The organism is Mycobacterium sp., assembly GCF_049673265.1.
GTDB lineage: Bacteria > Actinomycetota > Actinomycetes > Mycobacteriales > Mycobacteriaceae > Mycobacterium.
This window is the reverse complement of sequence record NZ_JBATXN010000310.1, coordinates 1-15462: the sequence shown is the minus strand read 5'-3', so window position 1 is coordinate 15462 and position 15462 is coordinate 1. Positions and strand designations below refer to the sequence as shown.

15 protein-coding genes, 1 tRNA gene and 1 pseudogene are annotated in these 15462 nt (G+C 66.4%); 7 read left to right on the top strand and 10 right to left on the bottom strand.

Going from position 1 to position 15462, the window contains the following annotated elements; genetic code table 11:
- The 3 genes and pseudogenes from WBF82_RS11065 to dacB form a co-directional block, all read right to left on the bottom strand.
- Positions 1 to 277 (bottom strand): annotated as a pseudogene (locus WBF82_RS11065) (tRNA lysidine(34) synthetase TilS); the annotation flags it as partial.
- Positions 256 to 1314 (bottom strand): zinc-dependent metalloprotease, encoded by a 1059-nt coding sequence (locus WBF82_RS11060; RefSeq protein ID WP_424383080.1) that lies wholly within the window; start codon positions 1312 to 1314, stop codon positions 256 to 258. The gene WBF82_RS11060 and the pseudogene WBF82_RS11065, both read right to left, overlap by 22 nt.
- A complete protein-coding gene (dacB, locus tag WBF82_RS11055; RefSeq protein ID WP_424383079.1) occupies positions 1311 to 2696 on the bottom strand; it encodes a D-alanyl-D-alanine carboxypeptidase/D-alanyl-D-alanine endopeptidase in 1386 nt (461 codons plus the stop codon). The genes WBF82_RS11060 and dacB overlap by 4 nt, the downstream gene beginning before the upstream one ends.
- A 140-nt stretch (positions 2697 to 2836) precedes the next feature.
- Between dacB and WBF82_RS11050 the strand changes: the two genes are divergently transcribed.
- The gene (locus tag WBF82_RS11050; RefSeq protein ID WP_424383078.1) at positions 2837 to 3325 is read left to right on the top strand and encodes an inorganic diphosphatase; all 489 of its coding nucleotides are present in this window, start codon (positions 2837 to 2839) and stop codon (positions 3323 to 3325) included.
- Between the two features lie 9 nt (positions 3326 to 3334).
- Here the strand turns inward: WBF82_RS11050 and WBF82_RS11045 are convergent, their stop codons facing one another.
- Positions 3335 to 3979, bottom strand: coding sequence for a dihydrofolate reductase family protein (locus WBF82_RS11045; RefSeq protein ID WP_424383077.1), 645 nt, complete (start codon positions 3977 to 3979; stop codon positions 3335 to 3337).
- 158 nt (positions 3980 to 4137) lie between these two features.
- Here WBF82_RS11045 and WBF82_RS11040 point away from each other — a divergent pair, with 158 nt between their 5' ends.
- Positions 4138 to 4839, top strand: coding sequence for a hypothetical protein (locus tag WBF82_RS11040; protein ID WP_424383076.1), 702 nt, complete (start codon positions 4138 to 4140; stop codon positions 4837 to 4839).
- Here WBF82_RS11040 and WBF82_RS11035 read toward each other — a convergent pair.
- Positions 4836 to 5804: a TerC/Alx family metal homeostasis membrane protein gene (locus WBF82_RS11035; protein WP_424383075.1), complete on the bottom strand. Its 969-nt coding sequence runs from the start codon at positions 5802 to 5804 to the stop codon at positions 4836 to 4838. The two genes, WBF82_RS11040 and WBF82_RS11035, sit on opposite strands and share 4 nt — an antisense overlap.
- 233 nt (positions 5805 to 6037) lie before the next feature.
- On the opposite strand from WBF82_RS11035, the gene WBF82_RS11030 reads away from it, so the two are divergent.
- The 3 genes from WBF82_RS11030 to WBF82_RS11020 are packed head-to-tail and all read left to right on the top strand — an operon-like array spanning position 6038 to position 8365.
- On the top strand, positions 6038 to 7279 hold the full coding sequence (locus tag WBF82_RS11030; RefSeq protein ID WP_424383082.1) for a lipopolysaccharide biosynthesis protein: 1242 nt from the start codon (positions 6038 to 6040) through the stop codon (positions 7277 to 7279).
- Between the two features lie 43 nt (positions 7280 to 7322).
- Positions 7323 to 8033: a glycosyltransferase family 2 protein gene (locus WBF82_RS11025; protein WP_424383074.1), complete on the top strand. Its 711-nt coding sequence runs from the start codon at positions 7323 to 7325 to the stop codon at positions 8031 to 8033.
- Positions 8030 to 8365, top strand: coding sequence for a DUF2304 domain-containing protein (locus WBF82_RS11020; protein WP_424383073.1), 336 nt, complete (start codon positions 8030 to 8032; stop codon positions 8363 to 8365). The genes WBF82_RS11025 and WBF82_RS11020 overlap by 4 nt, the downstream gene beginning before the upstream one ends.
- Before the next feature lie 83 nt (positions 8366 to 8448).
- Here WBF82_RS11020 and WBF82_RS11015 read toward each other — a convergent pair whose 3' ends face one another.
- Positions 8449 to 9393 carry an NAD-dependent epimerase/dehydratase family protein gene (locus WBF82_RS11015; protein WP_424383072.1) on the bottom strand — a complete coding sequence of 315 codons (945 nt, stop codon included), beginning with the start codon at positions 9391 to 9393 and terminating at the stop codon, positions 8449 to 8451.
- On the opposite strand from WBF82_RS11015, the gene WBF82_RS11010 reads away from it, so the two are divergent.
- Entirely contained in the window at positions 9359 to 11188 is a 1830-nt protein-coding gene (locus tag WBF82_RS11010; protein ID WP_424383071.1) for a hypothetical protein, read from the top strand. The genes WBF82_RS11015 and WBF82_RS11010 overlap by 35 nt on opposite strands.
- An 84-nt stretch (positions 11189 to 11272) precedes the next feature.
- On the opposite strand, the gene WBF82_RS11005 is transcribed toward WBF82_RS11010, so the two are convergent.
- Positions 11273 to 11345: transfer RNA gene (locus WBF82_RS11005), tRNA-Thr, on the bottom strand.
- Positions 11346 to 11422: 77 nt separating this feature from the next.
- On the bottom strand, positions 11423 to 12619 hold the full coding sequence (locus WBF82_RS11000) for a DNA polymerase III subunit delta' (protein WP_424383070.1): 1197 nt from the start codon (positions 12617 to 12619) through the stop codon (positions 11423 to 11425).
- Between the two features lie 48 nt (positions 12620 to 12667).
- On the opposite strand from WBF82_RS11000, the gene WBF82_RS10995 reads away from it, so the two are divergent.
- Positions 12668 to 14311: an adenylate/guanylate cyclase domain-containing protein gene (locus WBF82_RS10995; protein ID WP_424383081.1), complete on the top strand. Its 1644-nt coding sequence runs from the start codon at positions 12668 to 12670 to the stop codon at positions 14309 to 14311.
- Here WBF82_RS10995 and WBF82_RS10990 read toward each other — a convergent pair.
- Both WBF82_RS10990 and WBF82_RS10985 read right to left on the bottom strand, forming a co-directional pair.
- Entirely contained in the window at positions 14308 to 14715 is a 408-nt protein-coding gene (locus WBF82_RS10990) for a hypothetical protein (protein WP_424383069.1), read from the bottom strand. The two genes, WBF82_RS10995 and WBF82_RS10990, sit on opposite strands and share 4 nt — an antisense overlap.
- Positions 14716 to 14848: 133 nt before the next feature.
- A partial coding sequence (locus WBF82_RS10985; RefSeq protein WP_424383068.1) for a topoisomerase C-terminal repeat-containing protein occupies positions 14849 to 15462 on the bottom strand: 614 nt, incomplete at its 5' end.

The following is a 15462-nucleotide window of genomic DNA, read 5'->3' as shown; positions in this document are numbered from 1 at the left end:
CGCCACTTACCTGCACGCAAAACACTTGTGCCTCAACGCATCCCAATTCGCTGGCTTGGCGTTGCGCGGTGGCGGCCACCGCCGCCGAGCCGGCTTGCAGACCATGGTCCACGATCAGCGCGGTGGTCGGCAGCAGGCCGGCCGCAACGGCGATGAGCGCCAACGAGTCCGGGCCACCGGACAACGCCACACACCAGCGGTCGGCGGTGGGGAGGTATTCCTTGGCGAACGCCGCCACAGTCGAGCGGAGTTCGGCTACAGCACCCGGTCGATCCATCGTTGCGGGTGTTCGATCTCAGCGGGCCGGGGCAGGGTATCCGCATCGGTCCAGACGGTGTTGAACCGCTCCATTCCGACCCGGCCGACCACATGGTCCACGAACGCCTTGCCCCGGGTGTATTGGCTCAGTTTGGCGTCGATGCCCAGTAATGCGCGAAGCAGCCGTTGCAGCGGCGGCTGCTTGCGGTGACGACGCTCGTCGAAACGGCGCCTAATGGTTGCGACCGACGGAACCACCACGGGCCCAACGGCATCCATCACGTGATCGGCGTGGCCCTCCAACAGTGTGCCGAGCACCAACAGTTGATCCAGGGCTTCACGCTGCGGTTCGGACTGCACCGCACGCAGCAATCCAACCACTCCGGTCGAGTGCGCGTCGGTGCCGGCTGGTGACGAGTCGCCGCGGCCGCGGACAAAGTCAGCCAGTCGGCTCACCACCTGGGCCACGTCTTCGCCGCTCTCCTGGGTCAACACACCAAGCGCTTGCGACATGTATTGGGACAGCCACGGATTGGCGGTGAACTGCACCCGATGGGTGACCTCGTGCAGGCACACCCACAACCGAAAATCAGACGGCTCCACCCGCAATTGGCGTTCCACCGCAATGACATTGGGATAGACCAACAGCAAGGCGCCGCCGGCCTTGGAGGCGGCGAACGGGTCGTACTGGCCAAGAATTCCCGATGCGACGAACGCCAGCACGGCACCGGTTTGCGCGCCGGTGACCCGACCGGAGACCAGACTCCGCGGCTTGTCGGTGCCGCCGGTCATCACCCGCATCGACTCAGCAGCCGCCTCGATCCACCCCGGCCGGTCGACAATGCGAGCCTCGGGAACCGCGCCGTTGGTCTGCAGACCGGTCACCTCGCGCACCGGCGGTTCAGCCGCCTTGGCTGCGGCAGCCAGGTTTTCGATCACCTGGCGACGGGTGTAGTCGGTGGACGGCGGGCCGGGACGGGCCAGAAACTGGCCGACCGTCGCCGCGAATCCCCAGTCGACAGTGCGCCCGACGGTCAATTCCGCCGACGAAGTCACGTTGCGCACCCGCACGACCACAGAGTGGACGCCACCGCGTCGATCGCCGTGCGGCCGGTGGGGCCGGCGTCGTTGGAGATCAGCGCGAAGGTCAACACCCGTCCACTGCGGTCGGTCACCACACCAGCTAACGCGTTCGTGGCAGTCAGCGAACCCGTTTTGGCGCGCAACCATCCGGCCGGGCCGGTGCTGGCTGCCGGGTCCAGGAATCGATCGGACAGTGTTCCGCTGCCACCGGCGATCGGCAGCAGGTCCAGCAGCGGCCGCAGCGCAGGCTGATCGGGCCCGGCCGCCGCTTGCACCACGGCATCGAGGGTCTTGGCGGTGAGGCGGTCCTCGACCGACAAGCCGCTGGAGTCCCGCAGCGTCGCGCCGCCGGTGTCGACGTGCGCGGTGTTCAGCCGGTTGGTGACTGCGTCCACGGCACCGCTGAAGCTCAGCGGCCGTTGCATCGACGCCGCCACTTCCCGGGCGATGCATTCGGCCATCACGTTGTCGGAGATGCTCATCATCTCGTTCAGCCGGTCGATCAGCGGGGCCGACCGAACCGCGGCCAGCTGTCGCGCGCCGGAGGATGCGGGATGGCGGGCGATGGTCACTTGCTGGGGGTCCACGCCGAGCGCGGCGGCCAGCGCGTGTCCCGCGTCCAGGGCTGGGGTCACCGACCGGCGGGACTGGTCGGTCGCCGGCTGGATACGTCCGGCATCGAGCATGACCGATTCGATCGGCGCGATGTCGCCGCCCTCGATGTCGGCCGGATCCCAGCCGGGTGCCATGGTCGGGCCGCTGAACAGCGAGGTGTCCACCTGCACTGCCGTCGGCGTCACGCCGCTGCGGCGAACCTGATCGGCGAGGTCGCTGATTCTGGCGGCTCCGTGATACCAGGTGTCTTGCCCGGGCGGAGCCGCGGACAGCGTCGGGTCGCCGCCGCCCACCAGCACGATGGTGCCGGGCTGGTCGGCGGCGACAACTTTGGTGGTGACCCGGGCCTCGCGGTCCAAGGCCAACAGCGCGGCGGCGGTGGTGAGCGTTTTGTTCGTCGACGCCGGCTGCAGTCCCACGTCATCAAGTTGGCGCCAGAGTTCCTCGCCCGTCATCGCGTCAGTGACCCGACCGCCCAGCTTGCCCAGGTTGGGGTCGGCCACCACGGCCGCCAGCGTCGCGGTCAGCGCGGACTGGGTCGGCACCGGCGCGGTCGTGGCCACCGGCACGATGCTCGGCTTGGCGGTGACGGCGGGCGGCGGGGGCGGGATCTGGGCGCCACTTGCGCCGCGACCGCTAGCGGTGAACAACGCAGTAGCCGCGACAACGGCGGCAACGACCGCCAGCACGGCCACGCCCACGATCAGATGCGTAGACCGCCGCCACCGAGTGGGACGCATGAACTCTCCTGACTTCTTTGCGCCTATTGTGCTTCAAACCCCGGTCGACTGGCGCAGTGCGGGAGCTGCGGTACGCACCTGACCGCTGGACTAGGGTTAGCGCTCGAGCAGCGACCACCCCAGCCAAGGAGCTTCAGACGGTGCAATTCGACGTCATCATCGAGATCCCGAAGGGTCAACGAAACAAATACGAGGTTGACCACGAGACGGGACGGGTTTTTCTGGACCGCTATCTCTACACGTCGATGGTCTACCCGACCGACTACGGCTTCATCGACGACACGCTGGGCGAGGACGGCGACCCGCTGGACGCCCTGGTGCTACTTCCTCAGTCGGTGTTCCCGGGTGTGCTGGTCAAGGCGCGACCGGTAGGCATGTTCCGGATGACCGACGAAGCCGGCGGCGATGACAAGGTGCTGTGTGTTCCGGCCAAGGACCACCGCTGGGACCACATCCAGGACATAAAAGACGTCCCGGAGTTCGAGCTGGACGAGATCAAGCATTTCTTCTCGCAGTACAAAGCGCTCGAACCGGGCAAATTCGTCAAAGCCGCCGACTGGGTGGGCCGTAAAGAAGCCGAAGAAGAGGTGCTGCGGTCCCAGGAGCGGTTCAAAACCACCGGACACTGACGCGTCGGCTCAGCCGGGTTCTTTTTTGTTCCAGAGCTGATGGGTTAGCCCACTCGGCGAGGTGACGGTTTCGATTGTGAAGTAGTCTTCGACGCCGTCTAAGTCTTCCCACGGGGATACCCCGCGCCCCAGGGTGATGGGCACGATCACCAGGTGCATGAAGTCGACCAAGTCGGCCTGAAGGAACTGCCGCACCGTCGAGGGGCCTCCACCGATACGCACGTCGCGACCGTTCGCAGCATCCTGGGCCAGGCGAAGCACCTCGTGCGGCGGCGCGTCGACGAAGTGGAAGCTGGTTCCGTTAGGAAAGTCCATCGTGGGGTGCGGGTGGTGGGTCATGACGAACACCGGAGTCTGGAACGGCGGCTCGTCGCCCCACCAGCCCTGCCACCCGTCGTTGGGCCAATCGCCGACATGGGGGCCGAACTTTCGGCGTCCCATGATCTCGGCGCCGACGCCCTGGCTCCACAAGCTGGTCAGGGCGCGGTCGAGCGTGACTGGGGCATCTACCCGGTCAATCCCATGGATAGCGCGTCCGTCGAACCAGTTGAATAGCCGTTCGGCACCGCCGATCGGGGCATCGAACGTCACGTGCTCGCCGGCCGCGTAGCCGTCGAGGGAGATGTTCATGTTGTGAACCCGGGTGCGGGGCATCGACGATTCCTTCAGTGATCGGATGGACTGGATAACACCTGTACTGACCGGCGGGGGTCGTCACACTCATCGGGCCTTCGCGCACAGCGAAATTCCCGACGTTGATCGACTAGGCGCTGGGGTCGAGGCGACAGCGCTTCAGGTGGCATCCTGAGATCGTGGGCCCGCTGTTTCATTTCGCCGCGAATTTCTGGTGGCTGGTGTTCCCTCTCGGAGGCGCGATCGGCGGGAGCATCCGCGCGATCGCCTCGGCCAACGAACGCCGGGCCGAGCGCCGGCTTGAACGGTATCGGCTCAAGCAGCAGGCCAAGATTGCGATCGCGGAAGCTTCCGGACGGAAGCGCGACAATCCAGACAGCAAGGACGGCTATCGGCGCGAGATCGCCAAGCTCATCGCTACGCATGATCGGACCGACGCCCGCTGGCTGGACTATGAGGTCGATATCGCCAAATTGCTGGACTTTCCGTTGATGACCGACATGCGCAATCCGCTGACAGTCGAATTCCACAACGCGAAGCGGCAGGCCGATCTGCTGCGCCCGGACCGGCCCGAGGACCTGCTCGGCGACCGGGCGGCGCAACTGGAATACCGCGACGCCGTGCACGACTACGTCAGCGCATTCGAGATCGCCGAGGCCGAAGCGATTCGCCGACGACGCAGCGACTTCTCCGAGGACGACCAACAACGGCTAGCCCGAGCTCAGCATCTGCTGCAGCTTGCCCAAGACGAGGCCGCATCTCCGCAGGAGCGGCAGAGCGCCTACACGCGGGCCGGCAGAGAGCTCGACGGGCTGATCGCGTTGCCGGCGCCGGCGCGCGCCGGCATCGAACGTCGCATCGCGGCGGCAATCGAGGCTTAATCGCTTCGGCTGCCCCGGGTGGCATAGAGGCTGGCGGCTGCGGTGACGACGAGGGTCACCAGGATGACCGCGAGCATAAGCAAGGTCGGGACCTCGGGAACGTTGATGTGCTCGCCGCCATTGATGAACGGCAGATCGTTTTCCCCCAACGCCTGCAAGACCAGCTTGATCGCGATGAAGAGCAAGATGATGCCAAGGCCTTTGGAGAGATAAACCAAGCGCTGCAACAGATTTGCGAGCATGAAGTACAACTGCCGCAGACCCATCAAGGCGAATACGTTGGCGGCGAACACCAAATAGGCCTCACGGGTGATGCCGAAGATCGCGGGAATCGAGTCGAGGGCGAAGATCAGGTCGGTGATGCCGAGCGCGAGGACGACGAGAAACATCGGGGTCATCGACCACTGCGAGCCTTCTTTGACATAGAGCTTGAGTCCGTGCCAGTTGTCGGTGGCGTTGAGGTGGCTGCGAGCGAAGCGGACGGCCGCGTTCTCCACGTTCGCGTCGTGGTCGCCGCCGCGTGCCAATCTGATTGCGGCGTAAAGAAGTAATGCGCCGAAAAGGTAGAAGACCCAGGAGAACCGCTGGATGGCCGCTGCGCCAAGCGCGATGAAAATGCCGCGGAAGATCAGCGCGATCACAATACCGACGAACAAGGCTTGCCGCTGATAGACCTTGGGCACGTCAAAGCTCGTCATGATCATGACGAAGATGAACAAGTTGTCGATCGACAGGCTGTACTCGGTGAGCCAGCCGGTGAAGAACTCCACGGCGAACTGCTGTCCATGAACGTGCCACGTCCATATCCCGAAGGCGACCGCGAGTCCGACGTACCCGGCTAACGCGATCGCGCAGCGGCGCATCGTTGGTTCCCCGGACCGCCGCGCCATCACTCCGACGTCGAACAACAGCACCGCCGTCGTCGCACTCAGGATGACGACCCATTCGAGCACGGACACGAACAACAGGAGCCTCCGGTCGCTGAAACGCCAGAGGTCTCTCCCGCCGTCGCGACTAGAGTCGCACTGGCCCGCGGCCCCGGTCGCCCGGTGAGTGGGTGACGTGATGACGACACCGCGGCTGAGGAATACTCCCCTCTGCGCCTCAGTCTGTCAGGTCGGGGTCATCGCGGTTTGCCGAGCCCGGTAGTGACTGTGAGTATTTTCGTAGCGTGACCGAAGTGGGCGGTTCCCCCGGGATGGCGGCCCCCGTCAGCCCGATCGCCCGCGGCAGCATGGCCCGGGTGGGTACAGCAACCGTGCTCACCGCCCTGTGCGGCTACACAGTGGTGTACCTGGCAGCCCGCGACCTGGCTCCGGCCGGCTTTTCGGTATTCGCAGTCTTTTGGGGCGCATTCGGACTAGTCACTGGGGCGGCCAACGGCCTGCTGCAGGAGACCACGCGGGAAGTCCGCGCCGGGGGGTATGAAAGCCGAGCCGAAGTCGTGCCGGACCGACGCACCCATCCCCTGCGGGTGGCGGGCATGGTCGGGCTCGGCGCGGCGGCGGTGATCGCGGGTAGTTCGCCGCTGTGGAGCAGTCGGGTGTTCGCCGAAGCCCACTGGCTTTCGGTGGGTCTGCTCAGCGTCGGGCTTGCCGGGTTCTGCCTGCACGCGACCTTGCTGGGCATGCTGGCCGGGACCAACCATTGGACCCAGTACGGGGCGCTGATGGTCACCGACGCGGTGATCCGGGTGGCGGTCGCGGTGACCACCTTCGTGATCGGTTGGGGCCTGGTCGGGTTCCTGTGGGCCACCGTCGCGGGTGCGGTGGCCTGGCTGGTGCTGATCGTGGCGTCGCCGACAAGCCGGGCGGCAGCCCGACTGCTGACGGAGGGTGGCACCGCGACTTTCCTGCGCGGGGCCGCCCATTCGATCACCGCTGCGGGAGCCAGCGCGATCTTGGTGATGGGTTTCCCGGTGCTGCTGAAGGCCACCTCCAACCAGCTTGGCGCCAACGGCGGCGTGGTCATCCTGGCGGTCACCCTGACCCGCGCGCCGCTGCTGGTGCCGCTGACCGCCATGCAGGGCAATCTGATCGCGCATTTCGTCGACGAGCGGACCGAGCGACGGCGGGCGTTGATCGCACCGGCGGCGCTGGTCGGCAGCATCGGCGTGCTCGGCGTGCTGGCCGCGGGCCTGGTCGGCCCGTGGCTACTGCGGGTCGGGTTCGGACCCGACTATCACGCGGCCGGCGCGCTGCTGGCCTGGCTGACGGCAGGTGCGGTGGCCATCGCCATGCTGACTTTGACCGGCGCGGCCACCGTCGCGGCTGCGATGCATCGCGCCTACGCGCTGGGCTGGGTCGGGGCGACGGTGGCCTCGACACTGCTGCTGTTGTTGCCACTGCCGCTGGAGACCCGCACCGTCGTCGCGTTGTTGTGCGGACCGCTGGTTGGCATCGGAGTGCATCTGGTCGCACTGTCGCGCACGGGCGGTTGATCAGCCGAGTCGGGCGAACAGGCGTGTAGCTTGTGGGCTTGAAATGCACGAAACGGACGAGATGGTTACTGAAACACGCAACGTCTGGATCATCGTGCCGGCTTTCAATGAAGCCGGCGTCATCGGCGACGTCATCGCCGATCTGCGCTCGGTTTTCACCCAGGTGGTATGCGTGGACGACGGCAGCGCCGACGACACCGGCAACATCGCGCTGCGAGCCGGGGCGCATCTGGTGCGCCACCCGGTGAACCTGGGTCAGGGTGCGGCCATCCAGACCGGCGTCGAGTACGCGCGGCGCCAGCCCGGCGCTCAGGTCTTTGCGACCTTCGACGGCGACGGTCAGCACCGCGTCAAAGACCTCATCACGATGATCGATCGGCTCGGCGCCGGCGACGTGGACGTGGTCATCGGAACCCGATTCGGCGCGGGTGTCACCCGGCCTCCGCTGATGAAGCGGGTCGTGCTGCGCACCGCCGTGCGGTTGAGTCCGCGGGGCCGCAGACTGGGATTAACCGATACCAACAACGGCCTGCGGGTGTTCAACAGAACCGTTGCCGACGGGCTGGACATCACCATGAGCGGGATGAGCCACGCCAACGAGTTCATCATGCTGATCGCCGAAAACCATTGGCGCGTCGCTGAAGAACCCGTCGAGGTGCTTTACACCGAATACTCGAAATCCAAAGGCCAGCCGCTGCTCAACGGCGTCAACATCATCTTCGACGGGTTGCTACGAGGAAGGACGCCGCGATGAACTGGATCCAGGGTCTGCTGATCGCCTCGATCATCGCGTTATTGGTTTACCTGCTACGGTCTCGTCGCAGCGCCCAGTCGAAGGCCTGGGTCAAAGTCGGCTATCTGGTGTTCGTGCTGGGCGGCGTGTACGCGGTGCTGCGGCCGAACGAAACCACGGTGGTGGCGCACTGGCTCGGCGTGGACCGCGGCACCGACCTGATGCTCTACGCGCTGATCATCGCCTTCAGCTTCACCACGTTGAGCACCTATCTGCGATTCAAGGACATGGAGCTGCGCTACGCGCGACTGGCCCGCGCGGTCGCATTGGAAGGCGCGCAAACACCCGAGTAATCGGGCTGCGACGACACTTAAGCCATCGCGACGACACGCCGCCGAGTTGCGTCGCAGTGGTTTAAGTCTCGAAGAGGCCCTCGCTAGACGGTATGCACGTCCCGGAAATACTCCACGGTGCGACGAACTCCTTCGTCGAGCGCCACCTGCGGACGCCAGCCCAAAACCCGTTGAGCTAAACCGATATCGAGCCAGGACCGCTTCAAGTCGCCTAGTCGTGGCGGATGAAATTCCGGGTCGTCGGTTGCGCCGACCGCAGCGGCGACCGCTGAATGGAGTTGGCGATCAGAGGTTTCCACACCCGTGCCGATGTTGAATCGCTGCCCGCCACCAACCGGCTCGGACGCCTTGACGAACGCGTCCACCACGTCGTCGACGAACACGTAGTCACGGGTGTTGGAGCCATCGCCGAAAACCTTGGTGGGCTTACCGGAAAGCAGCGCCTGCGCGAAGATCGCCACCACACCGGCCTCGCCGTGCGGGTCTTGTCGGGGGCCGTAGACGTTGGCCGGCGCGATGTGCGAGCAGTCCAGGCCGTAGAGATGGCGGAACGTGTTGAGGTAGATCTCGCCGGCAACCTTGCCCGCCGCATACGGCGACGCCGGATCGGTCGGCACGTCCTCGCTGGTCGGGTACGACGGCGGGACGCCGTAGATCGAACCACCCGACGAGGTGTGCACGACTTTGCGCACACCGGCTACCCGGGCCGCGTCAGCCAACCGCACGGTGCCGATCACATTGACCGAGGCGTCGAATTGCGGGTCGGCCACCGAGTGCCGTACGTCGATCTGCGCAGCCAGGTGAAAGACCACTTCCGGGCGATGCTCGTCGAGGATCGCCTGCAGATCGGCGGTGACGATGTCGGCTTCGACGAAGACAAACTCGGGATTGTCGGCCAGGTGCTCGACGTTCTTGGCCCGCCCAGACGCGAAGTTATCCAGGCCCACGACGCTGTGCCCGTCGCTCAACAACCGGTCGACTAGCGTCGACCCGATGAAACCGGCTGCCCCGGTGACCAGTGCGCGCACCGGCCCACCATACCGATGGGCCGCCCGCACCCCGAACGTCGCGCTAGCCGCTGCCGCGCTGATCGCGGTGCAGCTGGCGATCCGGGCGGTGCTGGCGTTTCGGGGCTACTTCTACTGGGATGACTTGATCCTGGTCGGGCGGGCCGGCACTCATGGCCTGCTGTCGCCGTCGTACCTGTTCGACGACCACGACGGCCATGTCATGCCGGCCGCCTTCCTGGTTGCGGGTGCCATTACCCGGTTGGCGCCGTTGAACTGGATCGGTCCGGCGATCAGCCTGCTGGTGCTGCAATTGCTGGCTTCGCTGGCGCTGTTGCGGGCGCTGCACGTGATTTTGGGCTGGCGCCCGGTGCTGCTTCTCCCGCTGACCTTTGCGTTGTTCACCCCGCTGGGCGTTCCCGGCTTCGCGTGGTGGGCGGCGGCGCTGAACTCGCTGCCGATGCTCGCTGCGCTGGCCTGGTTCTGCGCCGATGCGATCATGCTGGTCCGAACGGGCAATCAGCGCTACGCGGTGACCGGCGTGCTGGTTTACCTCGGTGGGCTGCTGTTCTTCGAGAAGGCCGCGGTAATTCCGTTTGCCGCCTTCGCAATTGGCGCGCTGCTGAGCCACGTACAAGGTGACCGCGCGGCCTTGGTGACGGTATGGCGGGCCGGGCTTCGGCTGTGGGCGGTGTCGCTGGCGCTGACCGCCGCCTGGATCGCCGTCTATCTGGTTGTGGTCAACCAGCAGCGGTGGACTTTCGATCTGTCGATGACGTGGGATCTGTTGCGCCGCTCCGTCACTCAGGGAATCGTTCCCGGCGTGGCGGGAGGGCCATGGACCTGGGCCCGCTGGGCACCCGCCTCGCCGTGGGCTATCCCGCCGCCGGCGGCCAGAGTGCTGGGCTGGCTGGTGCTGACCGCGGCGCTGGGAGTCTCGTTGGCGCGCAAGCGGCGCCTTGTGCCGGTGTGGCTGACCGCTGCCGGCTACGTGGTTGCCTGCCAGGTACCGATCTACCTGATGCGCTCATCGCGGTTCACCGCGCTCGAATTGGCCCAAACGTTGCGCTATTTCCCCGATCTCGTCGTGGTGCTCGCGCTGTTGGCGGCGGTCGGGTTCTGCGCACCCAACCGCCCTACGTCGCGCTGGCTGGACGCGTCAGTGGGCCGCACTGTAGTGACGGCCACTGCGACAGCGGCGTTCGTGGCGAGCAGCGGGTATTCGACGGCGACCTTTCTGACCTCCTGGCGAGATAACCCCGCCCAGCCCTATCTGCAGAATGCCCGCCGCGGCTTGGCCGACGCGCACGCGGCTTCGAATGCGCCGTTGCTGGATCAAGAGGTCGATCCGATGGTGTTGGGTCGAGTCGCCTGGCCGGACAACCTGGCCAGCCATCTGTTCGCACTTCTACGTGACCGTCCCGAATTCGCCTCGGCGACATCGCGATTGCGCGTACTCGACAGCTCGGGTCGATTGGCCGACGCGCAGGTGACCTGGGTAAGGATGATGCTGGCTGGCCCCGTGCCACAATGCGGCTACTTCATCCAGCCGGACCAGCCGGTGCGGCTTGCTCTCGACGGCCCACTGCTGCCGACGGATTGGACCGCCGAGCTCAACTACCTGGCCAACAGCGACGGGTCGATGACGCTATCGCTGTCCGACGGGCCCAACACGAAGGTGCCCGTGCATCCCGGGCTCAACCGGGTCTTTGTCCGGCTGCCCGGCGCGGGCAATGCCATCACCGCGCGAGCCGACACGGCCGCGCTCGCGGTGTGCATTGCCGCCGGGCCGGTGGGCTACGCGGTGCCTAAGTAGAGGCACTGCCTCGCGTGCGTAACGCCACGGCGATCTCGAGCCCGATTCTTCGCCGTGGCGTTACGCTCGCGGCCACGAAAGTTGAGCCACCTAGGAGAATCGAACTCCTGACCTGCTCATTACGAGTGAGCCGCTCTACCGACTGAGCTAAGGTGGCGCGCCCTGCGGGGCGGCACGAGTCTACGGCAGGCCGTCACACCGGCCCAAGTTCGCCCGGCGACGATGCAGAGCACGTCAGTCGCGCAGCGCCTGGCCGATCGTGGCGACCATGGCGTCGACGGCGAATTTGGGCTTGACGTTGACCGCCAGCGCTTCGCGGCACTCCAGCACAGCTTCGATGCAGCGCAGCAACCGCTCCGGTGTGACGTGCGCGGCCATCGCCGCGATCGGCTCTGCCATGTCGGGGTGGTTACGCCGCACGCCCGTTGCGTCGGCGGCCACCAACAGCGCGTCCCGAAAGTAGGTCGCCAGGTCGATCAAAGCGCGGTCCAGCGCATCGCGCGACGCCCGGGTCTGACGCGACTTCTGCCGTCGCTCAAGATCTTTGATCGCCCCGGTGGCTCCGCGCAACGTCCCGGCGGTGCCCTTCCCGCTACCTCCCGCGCCCAGCGCGGTGCGCAGCTCCTCGGTTTCAGCCTCGTCGCGCCCCGCGGTCAGCACCGCCGCCTCAGCTTCGGCCGCGGCCACCAGCGCCTCGGCCGCACCGTAGGCCTTCGATCGGGTGGCGGCGTCGCGGGCTAGCCCCAACGCCTGCAGCCGCCGCTCGCGCGCCTCCGGATCGGTTGCCAGCCGTCGCGCCCGGCCCACATGTCCGCCACTGACCGAGGCCGCCCAGGTGGCGCTCTCGGGTGTCAAAGCGTCACCGTCGATCAAGACCTGGGCGATGGCCGCCGGCGAGGGCGTCACCAGCGCAATGTGCCGGCAGCGGGACCGTAGCGTCAGCGCGATGTCCTCGGGATCCACCGACGGCGCACACAACAGGAAAACCGTTGACGGCGGGGGTTCTTCGACAACTTTGAGCAAGGCGTTGGCCGCGCCTTCGGTGAGCCGGTCGGCGTCTTCGATCAGCACGATCTGCCAGCGGCCCGTGCTCGGCCGGCGAGACGCGATCTGCACGATCGCTCGCATCTCGTCGACGCCGATCGACAGTCCCTCCGGGATGACTCGGCGCACGTCGGCGTGCGTCCCCGCCATCGTCGTCGTGCAGGCGCGGCATTCTCCACAACCAGGCACACCTTCCGAGGTGCACTGCAGCGCCGCCGCAAAGCACAGCGCCGCGACCGAGCGCCCCGAGCCGGGCGGACCGGTGATCAGCCAGGCATGAGTCATCGCGGCGGTGTGAGCCGAATCACCGCGGGCCGCCAAAGCAGCGGCCACCAAATCGGCTTCGACCGACTCCTGGCCGACCAGCCGTGCGAATACCCGCGACATCACCGGCAACAGTACTGACCGCCGCTGACCACTCCGCAACACGAGCGGCTGTACACGGAACGTTTTGGCTACTTTTTCGTCCCCGACGACCGATACGGTGGGTTCGTGAGCACGGCGGCGGCACTTCCAGGACGAATCAGCGGATTCGTCCAATGGCTGGTGCGCACACCATGGCCGGTGTTCTCGCTGAGCCAGCTGCAAGCCGACATCATCGGCGGACTGCTGGTGCTGGGCTTTCTGCGCTACGGGCTGCCACCCGAAGACCGCATTCAACTGCAGGATCTACCGGGTCCCAACCTGGCAATCTTCCTCGGGTCGGCCGTCTTCTTGTTCGTGGTCGGATTCTGGATCAGCGTGCGGCTACTGATCCCGGTGTTCCGGTGGCAACGCCGCGACGGCCTGCTCACCGACACCGACCCGGCCGCCACCGAGCTGGCGCGGAGCCGCGCGCTGCGGACGCCGTTCTACCGCACGGTGATCAACTTGGTGTCCTGGTTGATCGGCGGCGTGGTGTTCATCGTCGCCAGCTGGCCGGTGGCCAAGCACGCCGCTCCGGTGGTGGCCGTCGCCACAGCGCTCGGCGCCGCCGCCACAGCGATCATCGGCTATCTACAGTCCGAGCGGGTGCTGCGGCCGGTGGCCGTAGCCGCGCTGCGCGGTGGCCTGCCGGAGAACATCCGGGCGTCGGGTGTCATCGGACGTCAAATGCTGGCCTGGGCGCTGTCCACCGGAGTCCCGCTGCTGGCGATCGTGCTGACCGTCGCGGCCGACAAGGCTGAGTACCTTCATGGGCGACCCGAGAAGCTGCTGAACCCGATCCTGCTGCTGGCGTTACTGGCGTTGGGCATCGGGCTGGCCAGCACGCTGCTGGTGGCCATGTCGATCGCCGACCCGCTGCGTCAGCTGCGCTGGGCGCTCGGCGAGGTACAGCGCGGTAATTACAACGCGCACATGCAGATCTACGACGCCAGTGAGCTGGGCCTGCTGCAGGCCGGCTTCAACGACATGGTCCGCGACCTGTCCGAACGGCAACGTCTGCGTGACCTGTTCGGCCGCTACGTGGGTGAAGACGTCGCCCGCCGCGCGCTGGAGCGCGGCACAGAATTGGGCGGTCAGGAGCGCGACGTCGCGGTGCTGTTCGTCGATCTGGTCGGCTCGACCCAGCTCGCGGCGACCCGGCCCCCGGCCGAGGTGGTCAGCCTGCTCAACGAGTTCTTCCGGGTGGTCGTCGACACCGTGGGCCGGCACGGCGGTTTCGTCAACAAATTTCAGGGTGACGCCGCGTTGGCCATCTTCGGCGCCCCGATCGAGCACCCGGACGCGTCCGGTGGCGCGCTGGCAGCCGCCCGTGAGCTGCACGACGAACTCCTCCCGGTGATCGGCACCGCCGAGTTCGGCATCGGGGTGTCCTCCGGGCGTGCCATCGCCGGCCACATCGGCGCGCAGGCTCGCTTCGAGTACACGGTGATCGGCGACCCGGTCAACGAGGCCGCGCGGCTCACCGAGCTGGCCAAGCTCGAAGAAGGCCACGTGCTGGCCTCTGCAGTCGCGGTCAGCGGCGCGCTTGACGCCGAAGCATTGTGCTGGGATGTCGCCGAAGTCGTCGCACTGCGCGGACGGATGGCACCCACTCAGCTGGCCCGGCCCCTAAACCTGGCCGCGCCGGAAGAGGTATCCGAAATTACCGGCTAGCGGCCGGGTGGCGCCGGGCTGGCCGGCGCTGCGGTCAGGTCGCTAGGCGCCGGCGGGGTGACGTCCAGGAACGATTTCCCGGGCGGGCCCGTGGCCGGATCAATACCGAGGTTCAGCAGGTCGGTGAGGCCCGGCACGTTGGACGGCTGCTCGCCGCTGGGAGCTCCGGCTTCGGGCTCAGTGATGTTCTGCACCACGATCGGGCTGTCAAAGCCGTACATAACCTGCAGCAAGTCCGTGACGGACGGGCTGTTCACATCCGGGTTGTCGTGCGTGTTCCCGGATAGTTGCACCGCGGGCACCTCGATGTCACGCAACGGAGGTGCCGCCGGCGCGGCGACGATCACGCTGATGCCACCGAGCGCAACACCAGCGGTGATGCAGTAGCGGGCGGCGGTTCGCATGGCTCTCCTAGATACAGCTGACGTACGTAACTGTACCTGAGAAGTGGCTGAGAATCACCCCGTTTTAAGCAAAAATCTGAAAAAGGAACCCTAAGGAGAGGCACCTGGGCGTTTGCGCCGCTCAGCGCGGCGTTTAGCTGCGCTTGGCCGCTTTTTTCGCCGGCCGCTTGCGCGCTGTCTTCTTGGCCGTCCGCTTCACCGGGCCCCGGGCCCGCCGGTCGGCCAGCAATTCCGCGGCACGCTCGTCGGTGATCGACAGCACGTCGTCGCCCTTGCGCAGGCTGGCGTTGGTCTCGCCGTCGGTGACATAGGGGCCGAACCGACCGTCTTTGATCACCATCGGCTTGCCCGACGCCGGGTCGTTGCCCAGCTCACGCAACGGCGGAGCGGCGGCGGCCTGCCGGCCACGACGTTTCGGCTCCGCGTAGAGCTTCAACGCTTCCTCTAGGGTGATCTCGAAGATCTGATCTTCGGTGGCCAGCGAACGAGAGTCGTTGCCGCGCTTCAAATATGGGCCATAACGCCCGTTTTGTGCGGTGATCTCCTCGCTGGAGTCTGGATCAACGCCGACGACTCGGGGCAGCGACAGAAGTTTGAGCGCGTCCTCGAGCGTGACGGTCTGTAAATCCATGCTGCGCAGCAGCGAACCGGTACGCGGCTTGGGTCCCGTGGGTTTCTTGCCCTTCGTAGCCGCGACTGCGCCGGGGTCATCAGGTGGCTCCGGCAGGATTTCGGTGACATATGGCC

Bases quoted from the DNA above. Each gene is read 5' to 3' on its own strand.
- WBF82_RS11025 (WP_424383074.1), top strand. From the start codon at position 7,323: ATGCACGAAACGGACGAGATGGTTACTGAAACACGCAACGTCTGGATC.
- WBF82_RS11020 (WP_424383073.1), top strand. From the start codon at position 8,030: ATGAACTGGATCCAGGGTCTGCTGATCGCCTCGATCATCGCGTTATTG.
- WBF82_RS10990 (WP_424383069.1), bottom strand. From the start codon at position 14,715: ATGCGAACCGCCGCCCGCTACTGCATCACCGCTGGTGTTGCGCTCGGT.
- WBF82_RS11030 (WP_424383082.1), top strand. From the start codon at position 6,038: ATGGCGGCCCCCGTCAGCCCGATCGCCCGCGGCAGCATGGCCCGGGTG.
- WBF82_RS11045 (WP_424383077.1), bottom strand. From the start codon at position 3,979: ATGCCCCGCACCCGGGTTCACAACATGAACATCTCCCTCGACGGCTAC.
- WBF82_RS11010 (WP_424383071.1), top strand. From the start codon at position 9,359: ATGAAACCGGCTGCCCCGGTGACCAGTGCGCGCACCGGCCCACCATAC.
- dacB (WP_424383079.1), bottom strand. From the start codon at position 2,696: ATGCGTCCCACTCGGTGGCGGCGGTCTACGCATCTGATCGTGGGCGTG.
- WBF82_RS11000 (WP_424383070.1), bottom strand. From the start codon at position 12,619: ATGTCGCGGGTATTCGCACGGCTGGTCGGCCAGGAGTCGGTCGAAGCC.